Annotated in this window: 26 protein-coding genes; 12 read left to right on the top strand and 14 right to left on the bottom strand. The window is 65.9% G+C overall.

Annotated features, from left to right (window positions below; all coding sequences use genetic code 11):
• Positions 1–319: 319 nt before the first annotated feature.
• Positions 320–1,090, top strand: coding sequence for a hypothetical protein (locus QX070_RS06580; RefSeq protein WP_315736119.1), 771 nt, complete (start codon positions 320–322; stop codon positions 1,088–1,090).
• A 160-nt stretch (positions 1,091–1,250) separates the two neighbouring features.
• On the opposite strand, the gene QX070_RS06575 is transcribed toward QX070_RS06580, so the two are convergent.
• From QX070_RS06575 to QX070_RS06555, 5 genes are all read right to left on the bottom strand, one after another.
• Positions 1,251–2,051 carry an SDR family oxidoreductase gene (locus QX070_RS06575; protein ID WP_315736117.1) on the bottom strand — a complete coding sequence of 267 codons (801 nt, stop codon included), beginning with the start codon at positions 2,049–2,051 and terminating at the stop codon, positions 1,251–1,253.
• Between the two features lie 19 nt (positions 2,052–2,070).
• Positions 2,071–2,445, bottom strand: a complete 375-nt coding sequence (locus QX070_RS06570; protein WP_315736115.1) for a DUF1850 domain-containing protein — start codon at positions 2,443–2,445, stop codon at positions 2,071–2,073.
• A complete protein-coding gene (locus QX070_RS06565) occupies positions 2,442–4,535 on the bottom strand; it encodes a TRAP transporter permease (RefSeq protein ID WP_315737016.1) in 2,094 nt (697 codons plus the stop codon). Before QX070_RS06565 ends, QX070_RS06570 begins: the two co-directional genes overlap by 4 nt.
• Before the next feature lie 155 nt (positions 4,536–4,690).
• Complete coding sequence (locus tag QX070_RS06560; protein ID WP_315736113.1) at positions 4,691–5,653, bottom strand: TAXI family TRAP transporter solute-binding subunit; 963 nt, start codon at positions 5,651–5,653, stop codon at positions 4,691–4,693.
• Positions 5,654–5,861: 208 nt separating this feature from the next.
• A complete protein-coding gene (locus tag QX070_RS06555) occupies positions 5,862–6,338 on the bottom strand; it encodes a hypothetical protein (RefSeq protein WP_315736112.1) in 477 nt (158 codons plus the stop codon).
• Positions 6,339–6,511: 173 nt separating this feature from the next.
• On the opposite strand from QX070_RS06555, the gene QX070_RS06550 reads away from it, so the two are divergent.
• The gene (locus QX070_RS06550) at positions 6,512–6,814 is read left to right on the top strand and encodes a hypothetical protein (RefSeq protein ID WP_315736110.1); all 303 of its coding nucleotides are present in this window, start codon (positions 6,512–6,514) and stop codon (positions 6,812–6,814) included.
• A gap of 18 nt (positions 6,815–6,832) precedes the next feature.
• On the opposite strand, the gene QX070_RS06545 is transcribed toward QX070_RS06550, so the two are convergent.
• Together QX070_RS06545 and QX070_RS06540 are read right to left on the bottom strand one after the other, a co-directional pair.
• Complete coding sequence (locus tag QX070_RS06545; protein WP_315736108.1) at positions 6,833–8,014, bottom strand: hypothetical protein; 1,182 nt, start codon at positions 8,012–8,014, stop codon at positions 6,833–6,835.
• A gap of 25 nt (positions 8,015–8,039) precedes the next feature.
• Positions 8,040–8,669 (bottom strand): CoA pyrophosphatase, encoded by a 630-nt coding sequence (locus QX070_RS06540; RefSeq protein WP_315736106.1) that lies wholly within the window; start codon positions 8,667–8,669, stop codon positions 8,040–8,042.
• An 80-nt stretch (positions 8,670–8,749) separates the two neighbouring features.
• On the opposite strand from QX070_RS06540, the gene QX070_RS06535 reads away from it, so the two are divergent.
• The 3 genes from QX070_RS06535 to QX070_RS06525 all read left to right on the top strand — a co-directional run bounded on the left by QX070_RS06535 (position 8,750) and on the right by QX070_RS06525 (position 11,655).
• Positions 8,750–9,172, top strand: coding sequence for a PaaI family thioesterase (locus QX070_RS06535; RefSeq protein WP_315736104.1), 423 nt, complete (start codon positions 8,750–8,752; stop codon positions 9,170–9,172).
• A 160-nt stretch (positions 9,173–9,332) separates the two neighbouring features.
• Positions 9,333–10,343 carry an aldo/keto reductase gene (locus QX070_RS06530; RefSeq protein WP_315736102.1) on the top strand — a complete coding sequence of 337 codons (1,011 nt, stop codon included), beginning with the start codon at positions 9,333–9,335 and terminating at the stop codon, positions 10,341–10,343.
• Position 10,344: 1 nt separating this feature from the next.
• A complete protein-coding gene (locus QX070_RS06525; protein WP_315736100.1) occupies positions 10,345–11,655 on the top strand; it encodes a tetratricopeptide repeat protein in 1,311 nt (436 codons plus the stop codon).
• Positions 11,656–11,661: 6 nt separating this feature from the next.
• Here QX070_RS06525 and QX070_RS06520 read toward each other — a convergent pair whose 3' ends face one another.
• Together QX070_RS06520 and QX070_RS06515 are read right to left on the bottom strand one after the other, a co-directional pair.
• Positions 11,662–12,627: an NAD(P)-dependent oxidoreductase gene (locus QX070_RS06520; protein ID WP_315736098.1), complete on the bottom strand. Its 966-nt coding sequence runs from the start codon at positions 12,625–12,627 to the stop codon at positions 11,662–11,664.
• 155 nt (positions 12,628–12,782) lie between these two features.
• Complete coding sequence (locus tag QX070_RS06515; protein WP_315736096.1) at positions 12,783–14,084, bottom strand: Xaa-Pro peptidase family protein; 1,302 nt, start codon at positions 14,082–14,084, stop codon at positions 12,783–12,785.
• A 122-nt stretch (positions 14,085–14,206) separates the two neighbouring features.
• On the opposite strand from QX070_RS06515, the gene QX070_RS06510 reads away from it, so the two are divergent.
• The 3 genes from QX070_RS06510 to QX070_RS06500 are packed head-to-tail and all read left to right on the top strand — an operon-like array spanning position 14,207 to position 16,887.
• The gene (locus QX070_RS06510) at positions 14,207–15,265 is read left to right on the top strand and encodes a LacI family DNA-binding transcriptional regulator (protein WP_315736094.1); all 1,059 of its coding nucleotides are present in this window, start codon (positions 14,207–14,209) and stop codon (positions 15,263–15,265) included.
• 57 nt (positions 15,266–15,322) lie between these two features.
• Positions 15,323–16,141 (top strand): CoA transferase, encoded by an 819-nt coding sequence (locus tag QX070_RS06505; protein WP_315736092.1) that lies wholly within the window; start codon positions 15,323–15,325, stop codon positions 16,139–16,141.
• Positions 16,138–16,887, top strand: coding sequence for a CoA-transferase (locus QX070_RS06500; protein WP_315736090.1), 750 nt, complete (start codon positions 16,138–16,140; stop codon positions 16,885–16,887). The genes QX070_RS06505 and QX070_RS06500 overlap by 4 nt, the downstream gene beginning before the upstream one ends.
• Positions 16,888–17,252: 365 nt before the next feature.
• Here the strand turns inward: QX070_RS06500 and QX070_RS06495 are convergent, their stop codons facing one another.
• Together QX070_RS06495 and QX070_RS06490 are read right to left on the bottom strand one after the other, a co-directional pair.
• Complete coding sequence (locus QX070_RS06495) at positions 17,253–17,711, bottom strand: hypothetical protein (protein WP_315736088.1); 459 nt, start codon at positions 17,709–17,711, stop codon at positions 17,253–17,255.
• A gap of 88 nt (positions 17,712–17,799) precedes the next feature.
• Positions 17,800–19,296 (bottom strand): radical SAM/SPASM domain-containing protein, encoded by a 1,497-nt coding sequence (locus QX070_RS06490; protein WP_315736086.1) that lies wholly within the window; start codon positions 19,294–19,296, stop codon positions 17,800–17,802.
• 79 nt (positions 19,297–19,375) lie between these two features.
• On the opposite strand from QX070_RS06490, the gene QX070_RS06485 reads away from it, so the two are divergent.
• The 4 genes from QX070_RS06485 (at position 19,376) to QX070_RS06470 (ending at position 21,760) form a co-directional block, all read left to right on the top strand.
• On the top strand, positions 19,376–19,837 hold the full coding sequence (locus QX070_RS06485; protein WP_315736084.1) for a DUF1843 domain-containing protein: 462 nt from the start codon (positions 19,376–19,378) through the stop codon (positions 19,835–19,837).
• An 18-nt stretch (positions 19,838–19,855) separates the two neighbouring features.
• Positions 19,856–20,326: a hypothetical protein gene (locus QX070_RS06480; protein ID WP_315736083.1), complete on the top strand. Its 471-nt coding sequence runs from the start codon at positions 19,856–19,858 to the stop codon at positions 20,324–20,326.
• A gap of 94 nt (positions 20,327–20,420) precedes the next feature.
• Positions 20,421–20,849, top strand: a complete 429-nt coding sequence (locus QX070_RS06475; protein WP_315736081.1) for a hypothetical protein — start codon at positions 20,421–20,423, stop codon at positions 20,847–20,849.
• Positions 20,850–20,881: 32 nt separating this feature from the next.
• On the top strand, positions 20,882–21,760 hold the full coding sequence (locus tag QX070_RS06470; protein WP_315736079.1) for a caspase family protein: 879 nt from the start codon (positions 20,882–20,884) through the stop codon (positions 21,758–21,760).
• Positions 21,761–21,765: 5 nt separating this feature from the next.
• Here the strand turns inward: QX070_RS06470 and QX070_RS06465 are convergent, their stop codons facing one another.
• From QX070_RS06465 to glgC, 3 genes are all read right to left on the bottom strand, one after another.
• Positions 21,766–23,238 carry a D-aminoacylase gene (locus QX070_RS06465; protein ID WP_315736077.1) on the bottom strand — a complete coding sequence of 491 codons (1,473 nt, stop codon included), beginning with the start codon at positions 23,236–23,238 and terminating at the stop codon, positions 21,766–21,768.
• 317 nt (positions 23,239–23,555) lie between these two features.
• Positions 23,556–25,022: a glycogen synthase GlgA gene (gene glgA, locus QX070_RS06460; RefSeq protein ID WP_315736075.1), complete on the bottom strand. Its 1,467-nt coding sequence runs from the start codon at positions 25,020–25,022 to the stop codon at positions 23,556–23,558.
• Positions 25,019–26,284, bottom strand: coding sequence for a glucose-1-phosphate adenylyltransferase (gene glgC, locus QX070_RS06455; protein WP_315736073.1), 1,266 nt, complete (start codon positions 26,282–26,284; stop codon positions 25,019–25,021). Before glgC ends, glgA begins: the two co-directional genes overlap by 4 nt.
• Between the last annotated feature and the right edge of the window lie 67 nt (positions 26,285–26,351).

The following is a 26,351-nucleotide window of genomic DNA, read 5'->3' as shown; positions in this document are numbered from 1 at the left end:
CATCCCGGCGATCGGCTGCAGCCCATGAGGAGACGGATGCGGTCAAGGCAGATGGCTCTCTCAGGTCGTGGGCGATCCGGCACGGCGCGGGCGTAGCCGCCGCCGCGGCGACTTCAACTATACAGCGGCAGCCGCGGTGCGACAGTCCTTTCCTGCAGAAGGCGCCCCTTGCGAACGGGCGCTCGCGAGCTGATTGCGGCCCCGACAAAAATGCGTGTGGTCGTGCCGCGCATTCCCCTCGCGATGTTGTGGATGCGCGCCCCCGGCGATGCCCTCGGTCGCCATTTGAACCTGTTGCGATCCCAGCAGACACAACCGCATGACTATTCTGACCGACAATTCGCACGCACGCGGCGTCGTTGCGTCCCCTGCGCGCTATTTCTATTTCAACATGGCTCTGGCCTGCATGGCCATTGCGATCATCGGCTTCGCACCGACCTACTGGCTGCCACTGGCCCGCGGCTCATTCTCCGGCGCGCCCGTGATTCATTTCCACGGCTTCCTGTTCTTCACCTGGACTCTGTATTTCGCGCTGCAGAGCTGGCTTGCCGCATCCGGACGCACGGCGCGGCACCGCTCGCTCGGCATCTTCGGCGTATCGCTCGCCACGGCGATGACGATCTTTGGCTTCCTCGTTGCCATCGAGGCGATGAAGCGCTCTGCGGCAATGGGGCAGGTCAATGAGGGCATCGCCTTTGCCATCGTGCCGCTCAGCGGCATCGCCTTCTTTGCCGTGGTCTTTACGCTCGCGGTTGTCCATCTGCGCCGGCCGGAAACGCACAAGCGGCTGATGCTGCTCGCCGGCATCTCGCTGCTCGACGCCGCCGTGGCGCGCTGGTTCCTGACATTCCTGGCGCCGGCCGGCCCGCTCGGCCCGCCGCCGGTGTTCGTAACGATCCCGCCGGCTTTCGTCGCCTACCTGCTGCTCGTCGTCGCCATCATCCACGACCGCCGCACGTTCGGACGTGTCCACCCGGTCTACGTCTATGGCGGGCTGGCGCTGATCGCCGTGAAGCTCCTGAACTGGCCGATCAGCGTGACCTCGGCATGGCATGCATTCGCGGGCGGCATGCTGGCGATGGCGCAATAGCCCTCAACAAGACAAAGCCGTTCCACACCACCGTCATTGCGAGGAGCCGAAGGCGACGAAGCAATCCAGAGCTCCCGAGAGACTCCGGACTGCTTCCGCCCTCGCTCTTCGAGCTACGGCGGACACGTCGCTTCGCTCGCAATGACGAGAGCGGCGAGACCTAACTCCTGCAGGTCAACCCGCCATCGACCACGAGCATGGTGCCGGTGACATAGCGCGACTCGTCGGAGGCGAGGAACACCGCAGCATTGGCGACGTCGAAGGCATCGCCCATATGCCCCATCGGCACCTGCGCATCGCGCTTCTTCCACATCTCCTCGACATCGCCCTTGGCGTAGCTCGCAGCCAGCCCAGCGGAGTGCTCGACCATCGGCGTCTTCATCAGCCCGGGCAGGATCGCATTGACGCGGACGTGCTTCGGCGCGAACTCGACCGCGGTCGTGCGCGTCATCTGGTTCATCGCCGCCTTGCTGGCGCCGTAGCTGACATAGGAGATGCCGACCTGGCGGATGGAGGCTACCGAGGAGATGTTGATGATGGAGCCGCCGCCCTGCGCGATCATCACTGGAATGACGTGCTTCATGGCAAGATAGGCGCTCTTCAGGTTGACCGCGAACACGCGGTCCCATTCCGCTTCATCGACATCGACCACGCTGCCCATCTCCGCAATGCCGACATTGTTGTCGAGCACGTCGATACGGCCATAGGCGGCAACGCAAGCCTTCACCATCGCCTCGACCTCGACGGCCTTCGAGACGTCGGCGGTGAACGCCTCGGCCTGCCCGCCTTCGCCTGAAATGATCGAGGCCGTCTCCGCGGCGGCGTCCTTGTTGCGGTCGACGCAGAAAACCTTGGCGCCGTGCCGGGCAAAGGTCACGGCCGTGGCCTTGCCATTGCCCCAGCCCGGTCCGATCGAGCCGGCACCCACAACCAGCGCCACCTTGCCCTCGAGACGATCCATCGCGTGCTCCCGTCGTTCGTTATTCGCTACAGGCGCTCATCGTGATGGTCGAGGCGCCGATGTCATGGCCGAAAATGTCCGACAGCGTCCGGCATTGCCCGTCCGCACAGATGCGCCACTCCCCAGCCGCGCCGGAATTGGCGAGCACGATCCGCGACAGCGGCCCCCGCTGGGTCTGCCACTGGAACCAGCCGTCGACCAGCCGCGCCTCCGGCGGCGGCTCCATGCCCGCGCCCGAGCCCTTGACGCGCGCCTGCACCAGTTCGAGACCATCGGCCGTGACGCGCCAATCCTCCTGCCACGCGGTCTTCTCGACCGAGTGGGTCCAAGCCAAAGTGAAGCCGGCGAGCGTCAGCGCCTTCACCACACCCGATGACGCGAGGCAGAGGCTCAAGCGGAGGCCGCCACAGCAGCCGGCGGCCGCTGCCGCCACTGCCACGCCACGATCACCACCGCCAGGGCAAATCCCAGCACGTCACTGTAGGGAAATTCGCCGAGCAGGCAGACCGACGCGACAAACGCCAGCAGGCGCTCGACCAGGGTCATGCGCACGTACAGGAAGCCGATCGCCACCATGCCGAACAGGCCGATCGAGATCAGCGCCTTGACGGAGGCATACGCCACCGCGCCGATGAAGCCGAGTTGCGCCTCCATCGGGTCGCCGGCCTGCAGCATCAATGCCGGCGAGTAGACGAAGATGAAGGGAATGACGTAGCCGGCGAGCGCGATCCGCATCGCCTCCCAGCCGATCTTGTCCGGATTCTCCTTGGCGATCGGCGCCGCCGCCAGCGCCGCCAGCGCCACCGGTGGCGAGAGGTCCGCCATGATGCCGTAGTAGAACGCGAACATGTGGCTCGCGATCAGCGGCACGCCGAGCTTGGCGAGCGCAGGGGCCGCCAGTGCCGCGGTGATGATGTAGGTCGGGATGGTCGGAATGCCGGTGCCGAGCAGGATCGACAGCAGCATGGTCATGATCAGCGCCGCGAACAGGCTGGTCTTGCCGAGGCCGATCACCCAGCTGCCGAAGATCGAGCCGACGCCGGTCTGCGTCATCATGCCGATGATGACGCCGACGATCGCGCAGGCCATGCCGACGGTCAACGCCGACTTCGCACTTTCAGCCAGAGAATCGCGGCAGGCGTGCAAGGTGCCCATGCCGCCGCGCACGAAGCCGGTGATGACGATGAGCGCGACGACGACGGAAGCGACGGGCACGATCTGCAGGCCGTTGCGCGACAGCGCGCCGACGACGAGCGCCAGCCCGATCCAGAACACGTAACGCAGCACCTGGTTGGAGAAGCCCATGGTGATCGAGGTGCCCAGGATCAGCGCCACCGTCAGCGCGAGTCCCATCGAGCCCGCATACAGCGGCGTGAAGCCCTCGAACAACATGTAGACCAGCGCGGCGAGCGGCAGCACGAGATACCAGCGCGCCACCAGCGCCTTCCAGGCGCTCGGGATCTCCGACGGCTTCATGCCGGTCAGGCCGTGCTTGCCGGCCTCCAGATGCACCATCCAGAACGCCGAGGCGAAATAGAGGATGGCCGGGATCACGGCCGCCTTGACGATGACCGAGTAGTCGACTCCCAGCGTCTCGGCCATGATGAAGGCGACCGCGCCCATGACAGGCGGCATGATCTGGCCGCCCATCGACGCGGTGGCCTCGACGCCGGCCGCAAAGGCGCGGCGGTAGCCGAACCGGATCATCAGCGGAATCGTGAACTGGCCGACGGTCACCACGTTGGCAACGCCCGAGCCCGAGATCGTGCCCATCATGCCGGAGGCGAACACCGCGACCTTGGCCGGACCGCCGCGGGTGCGACCGAACAGGCCGAGCGAGACGTCGGTGAACAGCTGGATCATGCCGGCATGCTCGAGGAACGAGCCGAACAGGATGAACAGGAAGATGTAGGTCGCCGAGACGTAGATCGGCACGCCGTAGAAGCCCTCGGTGCCGAAGGAGAGGTGTGTAATCACCTGATCGAAATCATAGCCGCGATGGTTGAGCGGCGCCGGCAGATACTGGCCGAAGAACCAGTACAGCAGGCAGGCGCCGCACATCAGCGGCAGCGCGAGCCCCATCAGCCGGCGCGTGCCCTCGAAGATCAGTACCGCCAGCAGGGTTCCGACCACGAGATCGGTGCGCGTCGGATCGCCGTCGCGCGCGATCAGATCCGCATAGAAGATCCACTGATAGAGGCCGCAGAGGAAGCCGATGGCGCCGATGGTCCAGCCGGCGATGCGCCCGGCGTCGGTCTTGGCGGTGAAGTTGCCGATCAGGCCGAAGGTCAGCAGCAGCAGGAAGCCGACATGGACGCCGCGCACGACCTGGCTCGGCAGATAGTTGAAGGCGGCGACGTAGAGCTGGAATATCGCAAAGGCGAGCCCGATGCCGTAGGCGAGATAGCCCCAGCGGCCGGGGCCGAAGCCTTCCGGAAAGCCGTGCTCGAAATTGTCGAACTCGACCTTGACCGGCGTTTCCATGTTCACGGCTTCAATCGTCATGATCCCCCCAACGCGCCCATCAGGCGCTGCTGACCATGGCCGCAATCACCTGAACGACAAGACTGCGCGGAGGGCTTCCCGCGCAGCCGGTTGCGAATGATCCGGCCTGCAAGGAAGGCCGGGCGAGCAGCTCCTTATTTCAGGATGCCCTTTTCCTTGTAGTAGCGGATCGCGCCCGGATGCAGCGGCACCGGGCTGTCCTGCGCCGCTGTCTCCAGCTTGATCTCCTTGCCGGCGGCATGCGCATTGGCGAGCTCCGGCAGCGAATCGAAGATCAGCTTGGTCATCTGATAGGCGAGATCGTCTGATACCGCCGAGCTGGTGACGAGATAATTGATCACAGCCGCGGTCGGCACGTCCTTGTCCTGACCGGTATAGGTGTTGGCCGGGATGATCGCCGCCACGAACGGCGCACCGATCTTGTCGACGACCTCCTTCGGCACCGACACCACCGTGATCGGCGACGAGGTCGACAGATCCTTCAACGAAGCGACGCCGAGGCCAGCCGACTGCAAGGTGGCGCCGAGCTGCCGGTTCTTCATCAGGTCGACGGATTCGGCGAAGGGCAGATACTCCACCTTGCCGAGATCCTTGTAGCTCATGCCGGCGGCGGCGAGGATCGCGCGCGAGTTGAGCTCGGTGCCGGACTTCGGCGCGCCGACCGACAGGCTCTTGCCCTTGAGATCGGCCAGCGTCTTGATGCCGGACTCGGCCGTCGCGACGATCTGGATGTAGTTCGGATAGATCGCGCCGATCGTGCGCAGCTTGTCCAGCTTGGACTTGAAGCCGGCCTCCTCCTCGCCGTTCCAGGCGGCCTTCAGGGAGTCGCCGAGCGCGAAGGCGAGCTCGCCGCGTCCTTGCTGCAGCAGGATCAGGTTCTCGACCGAGGCCTTGGTCGCCTGCACCTGGGTCTTCACATTGGGGATCTTGTCGCCGTAGATCTTCCCGATCGCGACACCGAGCGGATAGTAGACGCCCGACGTGCCGCCGGTGAGCACGTTGATGAAGCTCTGCGCCTGCGCCGCAGGCGCCGCGAGCAGGCAGGCGGCTGCCAGAATGAAACCGGTTGCAGCGCCAGAGAATGTCGAGAAACGCATGGATCCTCCCATTGATTTTGCCGCAAATTGGACGGCTGCGGGCGCTGGGTCAACCCATCCGAAGGACTGGCGCACCGGCCGCTCCCGCTCCCACGGCGCAAGGCCGGGACCGATGCGCCCCGCGTTCAATCTTACATTGACAGTATCACCAGCTTGAACCGCAGGTGCAGCCCAATGCGGCGGGCCGCCTCCCTCGCGGGGCCACCGATCATTGGAACGTCATGTCGAGGCATTTGGAGATGTCCGAGCCGAGCCCGGACGAGATCGTGATGCAGCCGCGCACCTTCTGCTGGGTCGCATCCGCCACCCAGATCGAGTAGCCGCCATTGCCGAAGAAGGAGTTGGTGTTCGCCGGCTCGGTCTCGGTGGCGTCGAACTCGTATTTGGAATCAGTGTCGAACACGCGCGGCTTCCTGGTACAGCCGCCGTCGGTCTGGACGTTGATGACCTCCTTGTTGTCCCGGGTCAGCGACAGTGAGACCTGGCAGCGGAAATATTCCGAGGTCTTCACGTTGAAGAGGTAGGCGTAGGACTTGCAGACGGCCGTATTGAGCTTGCCGGCGGAGAGACCGCGGCTGCAGGCGATGCGTTGGTTGTTGGACAGCTTGAAGTCGTCGGCCCGGGCGGACGCCAACGTCACCAGCGACAACGCCGCAACCCAACCGATCTTCGTGACGAGGCTCATCCGAATCATCCCCAAAGTGTTTTCTTGGCCTATGTTTCTAAACCACGCTGCAGGATAATCGCGAGATCGGCGAATTTAAAAATCCGCCAACGATCACTGCGCTGCGACGGGGCGACGTTGACGCTGCCTCATCGTTCGCGATTTGTTCGAGACGACATCGATTGGAGGAGGACATGAAGAGCCCGGTTCTGAAAGCCCTTATCGCCCTCGGTGCGCTGGGCGCACTGACCAGCGCGGCGCGCGCGGCACCGCCGGAGCCGTGGGAGCTGAAGCCCGACATGGGCTACGCCTATGGCAAGGATGGCAAGACGCTCGCCTACAAGATGGGCACCAAGAACGCCGACATGCTGCTCAAGGGCGCCAAGAAGGTGCCGAAGGGCACGCTGTTCTTCGTCGGCCAGAACGGTCAGCTCTACATGCGGACGGCCCCCTATCTCGACGGCGACGGCAGCTTCTCGTTCGGCGCGGATGAGTGAAGGCGAGCGAGCGCAGCCTCAGAACGCCGCCGCCAGCTCCTTGGCGCCGGGCAGGCCGCTGAGCGAGTCCATCCTGGCATCCGTCACCGCAAGCAGCTTCGCCACGGTGTTGTGGCGAACGGCGACCGGATTGCGCTCATAGCCGCCGCGCTGGAAGAAGTTGGCGGTCGGAACCTGATCGCGCATCTCGAGCGGCATCGTCACCATGTCGAAGCCGGTGCCGTCCCCGGTGAGATTCATCATCTCGAGCTCGGCGGCGGAAAGCGGCCGGGTGTAGCCCTTGGCGCGCGCGAACAGCACCGAGGTCAAGAGCTTGTGGGTCTGCAGCATCGGCCCGACGTCGATGTCGAGCACCATCGCATGCATGGCCCACCCCTGCGGCGTATTGCCGATCTTCTCATGCGCCGACCAGTCGTCCGGCACGGAGCGCGCAATCGCGACCATCTTCTTCAGGACCGCGAGCTTGTGCTCCATCGCGCCCCGCGCCGGGCCGGACGTCTGCGCCACGCGTTCGCCGAGCAGGCGGATGAACAGCGGGCCCTCCTCTGCCAGCAGCTCGACACTGTTGGTGGTCAAGAGCTGATTGTAGCCGATCGCCGTCGAGATCGCGCGGTTGCCCTTGAAGCCCGATTGCGAGTCATGCTTGCCGTTGCCGCCGGTCTCGAAGGCATAGACCCGCACCGCCTGCTCGCGCGTCAGCCCCGACGCCGCGGCGAAGCGCGCATAGGCGCGCTTGAAATCGATGTCGTTGGCGGGGCGCTGCGGCGACCATTGGAAATGCTCCTGTGCCGCCTTCACGAGGTCGGCGACCACGGGGATGTATTTGCGCTCGCGCGGCTCGCCCTCGGGTTCCGGCTCGGGGTTCACCGGCCGCTTCGGCCCGGTGTAGACCGGCGGCTGCTCCAGCACATAGTCGTCGAGCCCGATCGGCTGGCGGTCGCGGCGCTTGGCATTGCGCGCACGGCGCTTGTCGGCGATCGCCTTCCAATAGGCGCCCGCCTCCTGGTCGAACTCCGCCCGCGCCTGCTGATATTCGGCGAGTTTGCGCCGATACTCCGCAATCGCAGCCGGCGATGCCATCTGCGCCAAAGCTTCGCGCGGCGCGACCGGTGAGCCGGGTTCCGCGGCCAGCAAAGGCAGCGCGCCGGAAACGGCGCAGGCGAGAATCAGGGCAAGGGTGCGAATCGGCTGATGCAGCATGCCGCCCTTGTAGCCGAAACGGCGGCTACTTCCAGGCGAACACCGGCTGCTCCAGCTCGTGCACCCGGGTGTCGCGGCCGGACAGGACCTCGCGGAACTGATAGATCAGCGCTGCGGTGGGCGCGTGAATGAGACCCTCGCGGGCGTGAAAACGGATGACGCGCCGCGTGCTCTCGGGGATCGCAGTGAAATCGAACGCGTCATCCGCCGTGATCGCATCGAGGCCGATCCGGTGCACCGAGGAGACCTCGTCTGGATTCGGCCGCAGCGTGCGGCCATTGGCCGCCCATACGACGACGGGGGTAATCAGATAGCCCGACCGTGTCGGATAGTCGTCGAGCAGGCCCAGCACCGCATCCGGCGCCAGGACCAGCCCGAGCTCTTCCGTGAGCTCGCGCAGCGCGGCCTCGACCGTCGTTTCGCCGGCGTCGCAGCGTCCGCCCGGCAGCGCCCATTGCCCGCCATGGCTGCGCAGCCCTGCAGCACGCAGAGTGAGCAGCAGCGCCGTGTTGCCGGTCTCGTGGTGCGGGGCCAGCGCGATCACCACCGCCGCGCGCTTCAGCGAGGCCGCCGCCACAGTCGCCTCCAGCCGCACGAAGCCCGCGCAGCAGCTTGCGATTTTCCGCCTCGTGGCATCGTCGAACGGCATCGGCATGCAGCTTGACTACACCAGGCCGGCGACAGATGAAACGACCTCCAGGCCGGCTCGGGCCACAACGGGAAGGGTCTTCAGCGATGACGAAATCAGCCGCGGCCAGGATGACGTCCGACGGCTGGGAGATCGTCGACACCTCCGGTTTCCTGCATCTGATCGGCCCGCTGTGGCAGCGGGTCGTCGGCGGTGTCCACGAGTACGCCATCGTCACCGAGGACAAGCATCACAACCGCCGCGGCCTGGTCCAGGGCGGCGTGATCATGACGCTGGCCGACCGCAGTTGCGGCATGACGGCCCGCTACGCCGCGGGCAAGGAGCACATGGCGACGATCCAGTTCGACACGCATTTCGTCGAGTCCGGCAAGATCGGCGAGACCCTGGTGTCGCGGCCGCATGTGGTGCGGATCACCCGCAGCCTGGTGTTCATCACCACGGAGGTCATGGCCGGACATCGCGTGATCGCGATGGCCTCGGGTGTGTTCAAGATTCTGAAGAGCGAGTGAGCCGTGATCTCGCCTCTCCGTCATTGCGAGGAGCGCAGCGACGAAGCAATCCAGAGTCCCGACCCGGCCCTGGATTGCGTCGCTGCGCTCGCAATGACGCGCTGAGAGAGTTATCGTATCCCCTTCGCCCGCGGTGGTGACGGTTTGAAATGAGGCAAGAATGCAATATCGCCAGCTCGGCCGTTCCGGCCTGAAGGTGTCGCCGATCTGCCTGGGGACGATGATGTTCGGCGGTCCCACCGACGAGCCGACATCCGCCCGCATCATCGCCAAGGCGCGCGACGCCGGCATCAACTTCATCGACACCGCAGATGCCTACAACAAGGGCGCTTCCGAGGAGGTGGTCGGCCGCGCCATTGCGCGCGAGCGCGACCGCTGGATCGTCGCCACCAAGCTCGCCAACCCGATGGGCGACGATCCCAACCGCGCCGGCCTGTCGCGGCGCTGGGTGCTGCAGGCCGCGGACGAAAGCCTGCGGCGGCTCGGCACCGGGCACATCGACCTCTACTACCTGCACAAGGAAGATCACGCGACGCCGCTCGAGGAAACCGTGCGCGCGATCGGCGATCTCATGCGTGCCGGCAAGATCCGCTATTTCGGCGTCTCCAATTACCGCGCCTGGCGGCTCGCCGAGATCTGCAATCTCTGCGACGCAGTCGGCATCGACCGCCCTGTCGTCAGCCAGCCCTACTACAATGCGATGAACCGGATGCCCGAGGTCGAGCACCTGCCGGCCTGCGGCTATTACGGCCTCGGCGTCGTGCCCTACAGCCCGCTGGCGCGCGGCGTGCTCACCGGAAAATACAGCCCCGATGCGCCGCCGGACAAGGACACCCGCGCCGGCCGCAACGATACGCGAATGATGCAGACCGAGTGGCGGCCCGAATCGTTGAAGCTGGCGCGGGAGATCAAGCGTCACGCCGAGACGAAGGGCTTCACGCCGGGACAGTTCGCCGTGTCCTGGGTGCTCAACTCCGCCTTCATCAGCTCCGTGATCGCGGGTCCGCGCACCGAAGCGCAATGGGACGACTACATCCGCGCGCTCGACTATCCCTTCGCCGCCGACGACGAGGCGCTGATCGACCGGCTGGTCGTGACCGGTCACGCCTCGACGCCCGGCTACAACGATCCGGCCTATCCGATCGAGGGCCGCAGGCCGCGGGTGGGCTGAGATGGAGGAGGATCGCTACGGCCTGCCACTGTCGACCGCCTCCACTGACGCGGCCGCAGCCTATCGCGAGGGCATGGATCTGCTGCTCGCATTCTGGCCCGGGGCCACTGACGCGTTCGAGCGGGCGATCATGCTCGATCCGGAGTTCGCGTTGGCGCACGCGGCGCGTGCCCGCATCCACGCGATCTACATGCAGCGCGAGGCGGCGCTGCAGACCATCGCACGCGCCCGCGACCTCGCTGCCAAGCGCGGCACCCCGCGCGAGCAGAGCCATGTCGCGACCCTGGTGCTCGCCATCGAGGGACGCGGCACTGACGCGCTGACATCGACCCTGGCGCATCTGGCGAACTGGCCGCGGGACGCCATGATCATGGCGCTCCCGCTCGGCGCTTTCGGCCTGCTCGCCTTCTCCGGCCGCGCCGATCACGATGCCGCCCGCCGCGACCTCTGCGACCGCTTCGCCGCTGATTATGGCGAGGACTGGTGGTTCATGTCCAACCATGGCTGGGCCCTGACCGAGGCCGGCGAGTTGGCGAAGGGCCGCGCCGTCACCGAGCGCAGCTTCGCGCTGCGCCGGCACAACGCCTACGCCGTGCATGCGCTGCTGCATGCGATGTTCGAGGACGGCGCGGTGGACGAGGCCGATGCGCTCGTCGCGGGGTGGATCGGCGACTATGACCGCACGGGAATGCTGCATGGCCATATCTGCTGGCACCAGGCGCTCGGCGCGCTGGACCGGGGCGATGCCGACAAGGCGCTGGCGGTCTATACCGACGTGCTGGTGCCGACGATGGACTCGGCGCCGCCACTCAACACCCTGTCCGACTGCGCCTCGCTGCTGTGGCGGCTGATGGCTGACGAGCAAACGGTGCCGCCCAACGCATGGGCCGACACGGCGGCCTATGCGAGCACGCGCTTCACGGGTTCGACCCTCGCCTTCGCCGAGATGCATCTGGTGATGATCGCGGCAGCGACGCATGACAGCGCCGCGCTCAAGGGACGCCTTGCCGCGATCGAGCGGCGGCAGGCCGAGGGCAGACTGCCGGCCGGGCGCATCGTGCCGCACATGTTGCGGGCGCTGCGTGCGTTCGCCGATGACAATTGGCGCGGATGCGCGCGCGAGCTTGCGCCCGTCATCGGCGATCTCCCCCGCATCGGCGGCAGCCACGCGCAGCGCGAGGTGATCGAGGACACCTACATCCTGGCGCTGATCCGCAGCGGCGCGCTGGCCCAGGCACGCGACCTGCTCGATGCCCGCCTGCACCGCCGCCCCTCCGCGCGCGACACGCGCTGGCGGGCGCTGACGGTTTGACGGACGTTATCCCTCCGTCTCCAATCCCGTCGGCATCGGCACGTTCTCGGGCTGCAGCTTGAGACCCGCCGCGAGCGCGACGGTCTCCAGCAGCGCCGCAAAGTCCTTCTCCAGATAGCCGGCGGGATCTGGTTGCAGCGAGGCGGCGCCGACATGGGCCTGCAATGCCTCGCGCGTCGCGGCCGTCACCGGCATCGCGACGTCGAGCTGGCGCGCTGCCGACAGGCCGAGATCGAGATCCTTGCGCAGCAGCGGCGGCGTGAAGGTCGTGGTCCAGTCGAGATTGACCAGCGCGTTGCTCTTGTACCTGGTGAAGGTCGAGCCCATCACGCTGGCATTCATGAAATTGAGGAAGGCATGGCGCGGCACGCCGGCCTTCTGCGCCAGGATGGTGATCTCGGCCAGGTTCTGGATCACGACGCCGAGGAAGACGTTGTGCGCGATCTTGCAGATGCGCGCGAGCTCGCCCTCGCCGACATAGGACACGCCGGAGACGGCGATCTTCGCCAGATACGGTTCGATGACCTCGAACGCGGCCTTGGGGCCCGAGACCACCGACGACAGCTTGCCGGCCTTGACGCATTTGCCGTTGCCGGACACCGGCGCCCGCACGAACTCACAGCCCAGTCGAACGAGCTTGGCGGCGATCGCCTCCGACTGCTCGATGCCGATCGAGGAGCAGTCCACCAGGATCCGGGGACGCGATCCAGAACCGGCGGCCACCAGGCCGTTGTCGCCGAAATAGACCTGCTCGAGATCCTTGCCCGTCGACACCATCGTGAACACGATGTCGCACGCGGCGAGATCGCGGGGATGATCGACGATGACGCCGCCTTTCGCCGCCAGCGGCTCGGCCTTGGCGCGGGTGCGATTGAAGATCGACACCTTGTGGCCGGCCTTGAGCAGGCGCTCAGCCATTGGATAGCCCATGCGCCCCATGCCGATCCAGCCGAGCGAATGCGTCGTGGTCATTGTCGTCTCCTCGTCCTACTTATCACGGATGCCGTCATTGCGAGGAGCGAAGCGACGAAGCAATCCAGAGTCACGGCTGCCGCCCTGGATTGCTTCGCTTCGCTCGCAATGACGAAAACACGAAGACCACTCTCCTGGTCGCACCGTCCATTCGCTCAGTAGCGGTTGGCGATCGGCAATTCCTCGGCCGGGAACAGCGTGATCACCTGACAGCCCTTGTCGGTGACCACCACCTCCTCCTCGATACGCGCAGCCGAGAAGCCGTCGGTCGCCGGACAGTAGGTCTCGAGCGCGAACACCATGCCGGTCTTGATCTCCATCGGATTGTCCAGCGAGACCAGCCGCGAGATGATCGGGCGCTCATGCAGCGCGAGCCCGAGGCCGTGGCCGAACTGCAAGCCGAAGGCCGCCATCTCCGAGGGAAAGCCGAACTCCTCGGCCTTAGGCCAGACCTTGGCCACGGTGTCGGTCGAGACGCCCGGCTTGATCAGCGCGATCGCATTGTCGAGCCATTCGCGGCACTGCTTGTAGGCGTCGTGCTGCGCCGGCGTGGCGCGGCCGACGTTGAAAGTGCGGTAGTAGCAGGTCCGGTAGCCCTGATAGGACTGCAGGATGTCGAAGAACGCCTGGTCGCCCGGACGCAGGATGCGGTCGGTGAAATTGTGCGGATGCGGATTGCAGCGCTCACCGGAGATGGCGTTGATCGCCTCGACGTCGTCGGAGCCCATCTCGTAGAGCATCTTGTTGGCAAGCGCGACGATGTCGTTCTCACGCACGCCCGGCTTCAGGCGCTCGTAGATCGAATGATAGACGCCGTCGACCATGGCCGCGGCCTGGTTGAGCAGCATGATCTCGTCGATGTTCTTGATCTCGCGCGCGTCCAGCATGACCTGCTGGCCATCGACCACCTTCATGCCGGCCTTCTGCAGCTCGAAGAACATCGCCGTTTCCGCAAGGTCGACGCCGACAGGCATGTCGGCAACGCCTGCGGCGCGCAAAAGGCTCATGACCTCCTCGGCATGCGCCTTCATCAGCCCGACCGCCGGCGGCACGGTGCCGCGCATCCCGAGCATGCCGGCGCGGCAATTCTCCGGCGCCAGCCAGTCACAGAACAGACGATGGTGGACGGCCGCCGAGCCGAAATCCCACACGATCGGCTCGCCGTCGCCGGCCAGCAGCGCGAAACGGCACAGCTTGTCGCGCTCCCATTCGCCGATCTTGGTGCCGGACACGTAGCGAATGTTGTTGACGTCGAACAGCAGCAGCGCACCATAGCCCGACGCCTTCAGCGCCGCGCGCGCCCGCGCCAGCCGGTAGCGCCGCAACCTGTCGAAATCGACGCGGCGCTCGAAATCCACCGAGACATGGCCATGCGACGGAATCGCCCGCCCCCAGCGCCAATGCGGATCGAGATGCTCCGGGCTGACCAGATGCGGCTTCAGCGCGCTCGCTGTCATGTGGACGTTTCCCATTGTTCTATTGCAATCGATTGCAAAGCCGAATTTATTGCATACACGCAAAGCGTGTCAAGGTATAGCATGATCAAAACGTCGTTGCGCGGCGACATCAGAGGCTGGGAATGAAACGGACATTGCGACCGGCAGCAGGCCTGCATGCGTCGTCCTCGCGCCCGACGATCAAGGACGTCGCCGCCCGTTGCGGTGTGCATCCCTCGACGGTCTCGCGCGCGCTCAGCCCGGCGATGAAGCACCTCGTCGCTGCCGATGTCGCGGACAAGATCCAGGCCGCAGCCAACGCGCTCGGCTACCGGCTGAACATGGCCGCCAAGGGCCTGCGCACCGGACGCAGCGGCCTGATCGGCGTGCTCGCGCCGGATATCGCCGACCCCGGCTTTCCGCCGATGCTGTCCGGCATCGCCGATCATCTCCACGCCCAGGGCTATGCGACGATCGTGGCCGACGCCGGCACAGAGGGGTCGGAGCGGGATCTCGTCGACCGGCTGATCGCGCGCGGCGTCGACGGTCTGGTACTGGCGACGGTGAGCTTGCGTGACGACGTCGTGAAGCACTGCCTGGATGCAGCGCTGCCGGTGGTGCTTGTCAATCGCGTCGATGCCGCCGGACTCCTGCCCTCGGCAGCCAGCGACGACGCCGCCGGCATGCGTCTCGCCGTCCAGCATCTCGTCGCGCTCGGCCACCGGCGCATCGGTCACGTCGCGGGCCCGCAGCACATCTCGACCGGCGCACGCCGCCGCGCCGGCTTCGAGGCCAGCATCAGGGCTGCGGGACTGTCGGCCCGCCATACGCCAGTCGAAGCCGTCGAAACCTATACGCGTGCGGCGGGTCGCGAGGCTGCGCTGCGCCTGCTCGCGCGGCGGACGCGCCCAACCGCAATCGTCGCCGCCAATGATCTGCTGGCGCTCGGCGTCTATGACGCGCTCGCCGCGCGCGGCCTGACCTGCCCCGGTGATATCTCCGTGGTCGGCCACAACGACATGCCGTTCGTCGACATGGTCGCGCCGCCGCTGACCACGGTGCGGATCGCCCAGCGCGACATGGGGGAAGCCGCGGCGCGGCTGCTGCTCGACCGCCTTGCCGGGCGCGAGGCAGCGACCGACCACATCGTATTGGCGCCGGAGCTCATCATCCGCGGCTCGACGGTCGCATACGAACACTGACACGTCCGCGGGGCATCGCTACACTGCGCGGCAAAGCAACAACGGGAGGATACGCCGATGACGGAGATGGTCGGCCTGGAGGCGCTCGTCGCATCCATCGCACCGGGACAATCGATCGCAATCCCGGTCGACCGTGCCGGCGTCTCGATGGCGGCGACGGCGGCCATGATCGAGGCCGGCCTCACCGGGCTGCATCTCGTCTGCGTGCCGATATCAGGCCTCCAGGCCGATCTGCTGATCGGCGCCGGCGTGGCCGCGGTGGTGGAAACCAGCGCCGTCTCGCTCGGCGAGGCCGGCGGCGCACCGCGCTTCGTCGCGGCCGTGCGCGACGGCAGCATCCGCCTGCGCGATGCCACCTGCCCTGCGATCCATGCCGGCCTGCTGGCCGGGCAGAAGGGCGTGCCGTTCATGCCGATCGCCGGCATCATCGGCAGCGATCTGCTGCGGGTCCGCCCCGATTGGAGGGTGATCGACAGTCCCGTCGGCGAGCCTGGCAAGGTGGTCGTGGTGCCGGCGATCACGCCCGACGTGGCGCTGTTTCATGCCCCCGAGGCTGACCGCTTCGGCAATGTCCGCATCGGTCGCTACCGTGAGCTGGCGACGATGGCCTATGCGGCGAAGCGCACGCTGGTCACCGTCGAGCGCATCGTCGATCGCGATTTGATGGCGACCGAGGAGTCCGCGGCCGGCGTACTGCCGGCGCTCTATGTCGATGCCATCGCGGTGGCCGAGAACGGGGCCTGGCCGCTGCCGCTGTGGGACGAGTACGAGACCGATGGCGCCGAGCTGGCGCACTACGCCGCGATGGCGCGCACCGACGAGGGCTTTCGCAGCTATCTCTCCGCCTTCCTGACCCGCTGCAAGGAGGTGGCATGACCATGCACCACGAGCGCGCACGCAAAGAACTGCTGATCACCGTCATCGCCGACCTGCTCGATGGCATCCGCCATGTCGCCGTCGGCGCCTCGTCGCCGATCCCGGCGGCCGGCGCGATGCTGCTGCGCGCACGCAACGCGCAACAGGGCAAGCCGCCTGTCCGCATCTCGATCCTCGGCTCGAGCCGGCACAATTTCTTCACCAATGGCGGCGTCGAGCTGTTCGACTGCGCCGCGCAGGGCCGCGTCGACGCGTTCTTTCTCGGCGGCGGCCAGATCGACGGCGGCGGGAACATCAACCTGGTCGGCACCGGCGACTATCCGCGGATGGATGTGCGTTGGCCGGGCTCGTTCGGCTCGGCCTATCTCTACCATCTCATTCCGCGGGTGATCCTGTTTCGCGAGGAGCATTCGCCGCGCGTGCTGGTGCCGAAGGTGGATTTCGTCAGCGCCGCGGCGACCACGCCGGAGGTGAGGCGCCGCGGCGGACCGCATGCGCTGCTGACCAATCTGGCGCTGTTCGATTTCGACCGCGAGCGCGGCGGCTTCCGGCTGCGCACGGTGCATCCCGGCTACTCGGCAGAGGACGTGCGCGATCGTACCGGATTCGATTATGCGGTGCCGGAGATCGTGCCGCCGACGCCCGCGCCGGACCGGGCGACGGTCGAGTTGATCCGCGGCCGGATCCTCGACGAGCTCGCCGAATGCTATCCGGAATTCGCGCGCGCGATGGCTGCAGCGGCTTAGCTAGCGATCCAGGCTACGCCTGTCCAGGCTGGTGCCGACGCCAAAATTGGATCGCCAATTGGATGCATAGGCCACCGCACGCCGCGGGGCGGGCATTTTGAACTCGGCAACTCCGCCAAAGGCTTAAATGGACGAACGAAGTAAGAAAACTCAGAAGGGCCCATCGCCATTCCGCTGAGCTATGCTGCGACCGGAACGGTTTGCCGCCGCTGGTCGCGGCGGGTCTGGCGCACACACCGTCCACGATGCCCGGGGGGCCAAAGCCGCCAGTCGACTCGGTCGGCATCATGCGATGCCGCACCTGTAAAACCGGCGCACGGGCAAGCCGCGCGCCCGTCTTCAGCGTTGATCAGTTTCACTGTTGATCAGTGACGTGCCGCCGCAGCACCGGCATAGACACCGGCAATGAAGGCCGCCGCCGCTCCGGCAACGGGCACCAGCGCCGGAACGAACTTCGCGCCTGCCGCAGTATCGATGATCTGCTGCAGCGTATTGCCGTCCTTGGCCTGGGCGCACTCCTGGTAGATGCGCGTTGCGGCTGCTTCGATCTCGGCGAAGGTCGCCGTGCAGATCACCTTGTCGATGCCCTGATACGATACAGGTCCGGCTTTGCGGTCGTGAAGGTATTGATGCGTGAGTTGCAGGCCACCGCCGACGATCGCTCCTGCGGCTGCAGCGCCGAGCGCCAGCACGGCGGGCGCGATCTTCGGCCCGAATTCCTTCGCGCCCGCTGCTCCTGCTTCCGCGAACGCCAAAGCCGGCATGTGCAGCCAGGACACGGGAATGTTCGCCAACGCGGCTCTGACGTCTTCATTTGCATTCATGGGATACTCTCCTCGGTTGGGTTTGATTGGACCAGACGACTTTCGCCAGCGCCTTCCCGCGGCCGTAGGCACCGAAGAACGACTCCGCTCAACCTGCGGAGGCGCCCTTCGGTCCGGCGGGCGCCGCGATACGGCGCAGTATTTGTTCGATCTCGTTGTGGTGCTGCATGACGCGTTGCACGACCCGCACGTGATCATCGGCACTGTTCGTTGCGTCCGCGCCTGCGCGGCAATGCGGGCATTCCGGCTCTCCCTGATAGAAGAAGTGCTTGCAGGACTCGCAGAGCAGCAGCTGGTCCAGCCTCGCCGCAGCGTCAGGCGCGAGATCCTGGAACTCGTCGCTCGCGTACGCTTCCTGGCCGTATCGGCCGCCGTGGGCGTCCTCGATCATGATGTCGAAGCAGCCATGGTCGAACGGCTGTCGTCCCGATGGCCTCGTCCGCTGCACGATCACCTCGCGCCAGCCGCGTTCGGCCAGCCGCAATACCCGGTAGTGGCAGAACGGATTGTTGCCAGGCCGTCCCGACAGCACGTGCGCGGTCCAACTGCACCCGGCGCGGCAAATCGGACCATAGTAGCACTTGGCGCAGAACCCCCAGCGGCGCCCGCGGCTCTCGTCGAGATCGCGCATGAAACGCAGTTCGGCGCTGTCGTTCCAGATGTCGGTAAATGATCGATCGCGGATATTGCCGCCGACATAGGCGGCCGTGGGGAGCGACGGGCAGCCCTTGATGGCGCCGTCAGCCTCGATACCCAGGCCAGCCCGTCCGGCCTGGCAGCCGCCGTAGTATTCGAATCGTCCGGAGGTACTGCGCCAAGCCGCTTCGTATGGACCAAAATACCCGATGTTGTTACCGGGCATAAGCTGCAGGCCGCGATCGAGGCCCTCTTCGAACAGTGCAAACAGCTCCGGCATCAGCGCAGCGAGATCGAAGGGCTGCAGCAGCAAGGATGGAGCATCGGCCGCATTGCCCATGGGCACGGTGAGCTGAATCTGCCAGGCGGAGGCCCCGGCGTCGATGATCGTATCGAAAATGTCGCGCAGGCCGCCCAGGGTAAGACGATTGACCTGCGAGTTGGCGGTCGCCATCAGCCCATGCTTTCGCGCGTTGCGGATCGCGGCCACCGCCTGGCCGTGGCTACCCTTGATACCGCGGAGCCGATCATGTGTAGCGGCCGGGCCGTCGATGGAAACGCCGACGGTCTTGAGTCCGGCGCGCGCGGCTGCTTCGATCTTCGTTTCCGTGAGTGCCCGGGCGCCGGTCTGCAGGCCGCAGACAATGCCGTTACGAGTGATCTCCTCGACGAGGACTAGCCAATCGGGGCGGAGGTAAGCTTCGCCGCCGATCAGAACGATCTCCTTGGTGCCAGCGCGCGCAAGTTCGCCAATCAGAGCGATGCATTCCGCGGTGGTCAGCTCGTCATTGCGAGGTGCGCCGGCCCGGGACCCGCAATGGCTGCACTTCAGGTTGCAGAGGAGCGTGATCTCCCAGACCACATAGCGCGGTTGAGCGGTAGGCAAGCCACCGGAAGGGATTGATCGGACCGGCATCTCGGTATCGGCGTGGGGTACACGAGAGAACATGAAATTTGCCGCGACATCGTTGACGATTGGTATCGTAAAATACTAACCTTAGATTGTATAGAGGACGAGGGAGGCGAATTTGGCGAAGGAAGGTGTTCCAGGCGGAGTGGTGCCTCTGTACGGCCTCGCGATCGGCAATGCGCTCGCAAGTGGCGGTATCACTCTGGACGAGTTGGTCACATTGCGCTCGCATGCGAAGGCGATCGTCGACGCTCAAGGCGATCTGGTTTCTGCGGTGAACGCGCTCGACGAGGAAATCGTCAAGCGCGGCGGACAGGCGGCCGCCAAAGGTGCGGCGCCTGTCGAGGTGGTGCCATCCGAACGCTTCACCGTGCAGATCACCGGCCTTCCGATCGAGCCACAGGCGAGACAGAGCATCGAGCAGGCCGTCAATAATGCGGTGAAGGCTGCCGTTGCCGCTCACGATAGCGGCGGCGACCTGAAGATCACGGCATTGTCTCAAATCCAGTCGTTCGGGGGAACGCACGGCGGCGCGACTGCGGGTCTGATCGCCACGATCGATCTTCAGTCAGCGCCTTGAAGGTCTGGAGGGGAGATCATGACCGAGAAGAACAGAGCTGGCGGAATCGGATCCTTTGCCGGTGGAACAATGATGGTCTATGGCGTTGCGATTGGCAACGCGTTGGCGGCGGCCGCCAAAGGGCCCGCATCCATCGACGATCTGGTGTCGTTGCGCGACCACGCGCACCAGATCGTCGGCGTCCAGGGTGATCTTGTTGCGGCGCTGACCGCTTTGGACGCTGAGATTGCGAAGCGTGGAGGTGCCAAGGCGGCGCCCGCGCCGGAGATGGAGCGCTTCGTCGCTCAGATCGATGGCGGTCCGCTTTCCGGCCAGTTGAAGTCTGAGATCGAGCAAGCCATTCAGAAGGCGGTGACGGCTGAAATCGCAAAGCTCGATACGCGCGGCGACATGGTTGCGACGCCGCTGTCGCAGATCAAGGCGTTCGGAGCGGGACCTGGCTCCCAAATTTACGGAGCTGTCTATCGACCGAAGCTGGATAATCCCTGAGTGCGGTCGAATGCCCGGCACACGTTCGGATCACGGCGATGTCCAGACCAAGCAAGCCGGGCGAGGCGAGAGCTAATCGAGAGGCGTTCAGGCGATGTCCGATGCAGCATCCATGAAGCCGAAGTCGGTGCCGATGTGCCCGAGTTCGCGCTGCGCCGACGGCAACACGCTGCTCGGCATCGTCAATGCCGAGGGCCGGATCGATTTCATTCCCGAGCGCTTCGAGGTCGACGCCGCCTTCGTCGCAATCGCCCGGCAGGGACGTCCGCCGGAACAGCGCTTTCGCTTCTCGTCGCCGTGCCTCGCGCGCGGCTGCGGGAAGTGGGATGGCAAGCGCTGTGGCGTCGCCAAGATCCTGAACGAGCACGGGCTGGAGCTCTTGCCGAATGAGCGCACCGTGGCGCTGCCGCGGTGTTCGATCCGCGCGAACTGCCGTTGGCACGGCGACTATGGCGATGCCATCTGCGCGATCTGCGCCTGGGTGGTTACGGAAAGCGGCAATCGGCTCGAACCGCCGGCTTGATGTTTGCGAGCCGAGACATCAGGGGGACAGAAATGGCCAAGGGCATTTCGCTGCATATCGGCCTCAATCGGCTGGATCCGAAGCACTATGCTGGGTGGGACGGCAAGCTGAACGCCTGTGAGAATGATGCGCGCGCGATGGAGGCGATTGCGAAGACGGCGGGCTATCGGACCGGCATTCTGCTCAGCGAGCAGGCCACGCGCGGCGCCGTGACCGACATGCTGACGATGGCCGCCCGCGACTTGAACAGCGGAGACATTCTGCTGCTAACCTATTCGGGCCACGGCAGTCAGGTTCCGGACCTCGATGGTGACGAGATCGATGCAGTGGATGAGACCTGGTGCCTCTATGACGGACAGATGATTGATGATGAACTCTATCGCGTGTACAGCGCGATCACCGATGGCGTTCGTGTTCTGATTCTCTCCGATTCCTGCCATAGCGGCACTGTGGCCAAGGTGAGCTACTACGAGATGGCGCAGGCCGCCGGCTTCGCCGGGAATCTGGATATCGCCGTGGCCGGCAGGGCCGCGACGAAAGGGATCAGCTATGCGCCCAAGTTCTTGCCGCAGGATATCGCCCTTCGTACTTATGAGCAGAACCGCGCATTTTATGAAGCTATCGGCCGGGCCGCAAAGGGCGCGCCCGGTGCGGAGTCGAGCGATGTCGCCAAGGCCAGCATCCGTCTGATCTCGGGCTGCCAGGACAATCAGGTGTCGTTCGATGGCGCTGTCAACAGCGTCTTCACCGCGGCGCTCCTGCTGGTCTGGGCGAACGGTCAATTCAAGGGCAACTACAACGATTTCCACCTTCAGATCCAGCGCAAGATGCTGCCGACGCAATCGCCGAACCATTACAGGATCGGCAAGGAAGATCGTGAGTACGACAGCCAGCGCCCGTTCGCGATCTAGCTAGATCACTGCAGTGATCCGCGCGTGATCACCTGCCCCGCATGCGCCTTCTGGTGCGCCCCCTGCCACCAGGTCAGCGCGCCGTTGACGATGACGGCATCGATGCCGGCGGCCGGTACGCAGGGGTCATCATAGGTCGCGCTGTCACGCACGCTGGCCGCATCGAAGATCGTGATGTCAGCGTGGTTGCCGATCGCGATCGTGCCGCGTCCCTTGATGCCGAAATTCTGCGCGGTCAGCCCGCTCATCTTCCAGACCGCGGTTTCCAGCGAGAACAGCTCGAGCTCGCGGCAGTAATAGCCGAGCACGCGCGGGAACGTGCCCCAGAGCCGCGGATGCGGACGCTCGCCGAACGGCAGGCCGTCGGAGCCGATCATGGTCGGCTCGAAGGCGAGGATGGTCTGCACGTCGGCCTCATCCATCGCGAAGTAGATCGCCGACGCCGGCTGCAGCCGCTTTGCCGCTTCGAGCCGGTCGACGCCCCAGCCGGCGGCGATGTCGGCGAGATCGCGACCCGCCACTTCGGGATGCGGCCCGGAGGCCGCGACGACGACCCTGACCTGCAGCTTGGCCGGATCGGTGTGCAGCATGGTCGACGAGGCGTTGTAGGGGTAGCAGTCCAGCGCGACGCATTGGCAGCTCATCGCCTTCGTGATCAGCGGCAGCGTCTCCTTGGTGCGGCCGAAATTGGCCGGGCCCACCACCTTGTGATGCGAGATCACGACCTGGACGTCGAGCGTCTTGCCGATGGCAAAGCTCTCCTCCAGCGACTTGATCACGTCGTTCGCCTCGTTGCGCATGTGCGTCGCGTAGACGCCGCCGCTGCCGGTGAGCGGCCGGCAGATCTCGATGATCTCCTCGGTCGGCGCCGCCTCCGCCGGCGGATAGAACGTCCCGGTCGAGACGCCGATGGCGCCGGCGTCGAGCGCCTCCTGCACATGAGCCCGCATCTCGGCGATCTCCGCGTCGGTCGCGGCCCGGCCGAGGTCGCTCACGACCGAGGCGCGCAGCGCGGTGTGGCCGACCATCGGCGCAACGTTGACGGCGGCCGGTGCCGCGCGCAGTGCAGCCACGTAGTCCGCAAACGAGGCGTACTCTGCGACCCGGCCGTCGCCGGGCGACAGCAGGCCGAGCGGCATCGGCCGCGGCGAGCCCGGCTTCAGCGGCGCGATGCTGACGCCGCAATTGCCGGTCACGACGGAGGTCACGCCCTGCGAGACCTTGCAGATCATGTCGGGATCGACCAGCACGGCGCTGTCGTCATGGGTGTGGGAGTCGATGAAGCCCGGCGCAACGATGTGGCCGGTGGCGTCGATGACGCGTGCAGCCTTGCGGCCACCAAGCTCGCCGATGGCGACGATGCGACCGTCCTTGATGCCGACATCGGCCTCGAAACGTGGCGCGCGCGTGCCGTCGATGACGGTGCCGCCGCGGATGATCAGGTCGAAGGAGTCGGAGGAAGGCTGGGTATCGGTCATGAGGTCTCGCGCAGGGATATTGATCGGAGCTGGCGGGACTATCCGCTGCACGCCTCCGGGCGTCCAGCGGGATCGGCATGAGGTGCGCGCTGGGCTGGGCTGCAAGCCCCGCGACCGCTGGCACTGCGTCAACAAGGAGCGCGATGTCACCGTCATTCCGGGGCAATCGTCAATGCGCAGCCGCGAAGCGGCAACACGTTGACGATTGAAACCGGAATCCCGAGATTTCAGGAACGGACGCAAGACAACATCGAGATTCCGGGTTCAAGGCCCGCGGCCTTGCCCCGGAATGACGGTGGTCGTAACGCAGTCGTCCTTCAACCCGCCGGCCGCCGCTGCGCGACGATCTGCCGGTAGAGTTCGGCATAACGGCCGGCGCGGTGCCGCCACGACACGTCGGTCAGCATCGCATTGAGCTGCATGCGGGTCCAGTTCGCGGCGTTGCTGCGCGAGGCGTAGAAGGCCGCAGCGGCGCGGCGCAGGGTCTGATCGAGCGCCTCCGCCGTCACGGAGGCGCACTTGAACCCCGTTGCGGCGACGCCGGCCTCAGTCTCGTCGATGACGGTGTCGGCGAGGCCGCCCACGGCGGTGACGATCGGCAGCGCGCCATAGCGCAGGGCGCAGAGCTGCGTCAGGCCGCACGGCTCGAACCGCGACGGCACGACCAGCGCGTCGCAGCCGGCCTGAATGAGATGCGCCAGGCTCTCGTCATAGCCGATGACGACGCCGATCTGTCCTGGATGGTGCGCGGCGGCTGCGCGGAATGCGTCGCGCAGTTCGGCCTCGCCGTCGCCAAGCAGGGCCAGTTGAATCCCGCTACCGGTCAAGGTCGGCAGGCAGGATAGCAGCAGGTCCAATCCCTTCTGCGACGTCAGCCGGCTGACGACACCGAGCAGGAACGTCTCCGGCGCGACCTGCAGGCCCATGCGCGTCTGCAGCGCCGCCTTGTTCGGTGCCCGCGCCTCGATCCGCTCGATGCCGAAATGCGATGGGATGGCCGAATCGCTGCCGGGATCCCACACCGCCGTATCGATGCCGTTGAGGATGCCGACGAGGTCGGACGCGCGCTGGCGCAGCAGGCCGCCGAGGCCCATGCCCTGCTCGTCGCTCTGGATCTCCCGTGCGTAGGTCGGCGACACCGTCGTGATCTTGTCGGCGAATTGCAGCCCCGCCTTGAGGAAGCTGATGTCGCCGAAATATTCGAGGCCGTAGATCGAGAAGGATTCCGGCGGCAGGCCGAGCGGCGGCAGGAAGTGGCGCGGAAAGCGGCCCTGGAAGGCGAGATTATGCACGGTCATGACCGTGCCCGGATGCGGCCGGTGGCTGTAGAGCAGATAGGCCGGCACGAGCCCGGCCTGCCAGTCGTGGCCGTGGACGATGTCGGGCACGAAGGCCGGCACCGCGCCGAGGCCGATATAGGACGCCGCTCGCGCCAGCGCCGCGAAGCGGAACGCATTGTCCGGCCAGTCCTTGCCGTCGGGTCCCAGATACGGATTGCCCTCGCGGTCATAGAGATGCGGCGCATCGAGCACGAACAGATCGAGTGCACCATGGCTGCCGCCGAGCAGCCGGGCATTGCCGCCGAAGAAGTTCGGCAGCGAGCTGATCTCGCTGGCCTGCTCCAGCGCGGTCATGACTGCGGGGTAACCCGGGATCAGCGTGCGGACCTCGACGTCCTCCGCCATCAGCGCCCACGGCAAGGCGCCGACGACATCGGCGAGGCCGCCCGTCTTGACGATGGGATAGACCTCGGAGGCAACCGACAGAACGCGCAGTGGCGTCATGAATTGAGCCCATCGATCATCGGCTGGGTAATCAAGGTCACGCCGTTCTCCGTTGTCCTGAACCGCTTGGCGTCGAACTCCGGATCCTCGCCGACCACGAGCCCCTCCGGAATCTGCACGCCGCGATCGACCACCACGTTGGTGAGGCGCGCATGGCGCGCGACGTTGACGTAGGGCAGCAGCACCGCGTTCTGCAGCTTGGCATAGGAATGCAGATGAGCGCCGGTGAACAGCAGCGAGCGCTGCACCTGGGCACCGGAGACGATGCAGCCCCCGGACACCAACGAGCACGTCGCCTCGCCGCGACGGCCATCCGTGTCATGGACGAACTTGGCCGGCGGCGTGATCTCCGAATAGGTCCAGAGCGGCCAGGAGCGATCGTAGAGATCGAGCTCGGGCACGACGTCCGTCAGATCCAGATTGGCCGCCCAATAGGCGTCCACCGTTCCAACGTCGCGCCAGTAGCTGCCCTGATCGTGGGCGGCGCGGACACAGGAGCGCGAGAACTGGTGCGCCACGGCGCGGCCGTTCCTGACGATGTAGGGAATGATGTCGCGGCCGAAATCATGGTTGGAATTCGGGTCCGCTGCGTCGCGCTTCAGCTCCTCGAACAGGAATTTGGCGTCGAACACGTAGATGCCCATGCTCGCGAGCGACCTGTCGGGCTTGCCCGGCATCGGCGGCGGATCGGCCGGCTTCTCGATGAAGTCGCGGATCGTGTCGTCCTCATTGATGTGCATGACGCCGAAGCCTGAGGATTCCTCGCGCGGCATCTCCAGGCAGCCGACGGTGACGTCGGCGCGCTGGTCGACATGCTGCTGCAGCATCAGCTCGTAGTCCATCTTGTAGATGTGGTCGCCGGCCAGCACGACGATGTATTTGGTATTGTAGGTCTCGAGGATGTCGATGTTCTGGTACACGGCGTCGGCCGTTCCGACGTACCACATCGTCTCCGAAACGCGCTGGCTGGCGGGCAGGATGTCGAAGCTCTCGTTGCGCTCGGGACGGAAGAAGTTCCAGCCCATCTGCAGATGCCGGATCAGGCTGTGCGCCTTGTACTGCGTCGCCACCGCGATGCGACGGATGCCGGAGTTCACGGCGTTCGACAGCGCGAAATCGATGATGCGCGACTTGCCGCCGAAATAGACGGCGGGCTTGGCGCGCCGGTCGGTCAGCTCCAGCAGCCGGCTGCCGCGTCCGCCGGCCAACACGAAGGCCAGCGCGTGACGAGACAGCGGCTCGGTCCGTGCGGCGGGTGCCATGGTTCTCCTCCCTGCAACTCGTTGTCGCGTCAAGAATTCCGCGGCCCGGACAGGGGCGTCTCGCGAT

The sequence above is a fragment of the Bradyrhizobium sp. SZCCHNR1093 genome (assembly GCF_032381175.1).
Taxonomy (GTDB): domain Bacteria; phylum Pseudomonadota; class Alphaproteobacteria; order Rhizobiales; family Xanthobacteraceae; genus Bradyrhizobium.
This window is presented reverse-complemented; position numbering and strand designations above follow the sequence as displayed.